1 protein-coding gene is annotated in these 602 nt (G+C 66.6%); it reads left to right on the top strand.

Features of this window, described 5'->3' with window-relative positions; translation table 11 throughout:
- Positions 1-602: pyridoxal-phosphate dependent enzyme (locus tag EN879_RS38115; protein ID WP_127274819.1), on the top strand; the 602-nt coding region annotated here is incomplete at both ends.

Raw genomic sequence — 602 nt, 5'->3', positions numbered from 1 at the left:
CCCCTCCCGGCATCGCCGACATCCACGCCGCCGCCGCGCGTCTCGCCGGCCTGATCGTCGAAACCCCGTTGATCGAATCGCAGGAGCTGAACAAGCGCTTCGGCGGCCGCATCCTGTTCAAGCCGGAGACGCTGCAGCGTACCGGCTCGTTCAAGTTCCGTGGTGCCTACAACAAGCTGTCGTCGCTGAGCGACGAAGAACGCAGCCAGGGCGTCGTCGCCTTCTCGTCGGGCAATCATGCGCAGGGTGTCGCCGCTTCGGCCGCGATGTTCGGCGTCAAGGCGGTCATCGCCATGCCTTCAGACGCGCCGGCGATGAAGATCGCTAACGTCCGCAAGATGGGGGCGGAGGTGGTGCCGTTCGACCGCTTTCGCGACGACCGCATGAGCGTGGTTCGCCCTTACGTGGAAAGAGGCATGGTGCTGGTGCCACCCTTCGACGACCCGGCCATCATTGCGGGCCAAGGCACGATCGGCCTCGAATTGATGCGCCAGGCAAAAGCGCTTGGCGTCGACCTCGACGCGGTCGTCATTCCCTGCGGCGCCGGCGGCCAGCGACCGGCGGGTGTCGTCGAAATGCTCGGGCTCCACCGCCCAGACCGC

Origin of the sequence: Mesorhizobium sp. M7A.F.Ca.AU.002.02.1.1 (genome assembly GCF_003998535.1) — a bacterium.
Lineage (GTDB): Bacteria > Pseudomonadota > Alphaproteobacteria > Rhizobiales > Rhizobiaceae > Mesorhizobium > Mesorhizobium ciceri.
Note: the sequence above shows the minus strand (reverse complement) of the source record. Positions and strands in the feature narration are given on the sequence as shown.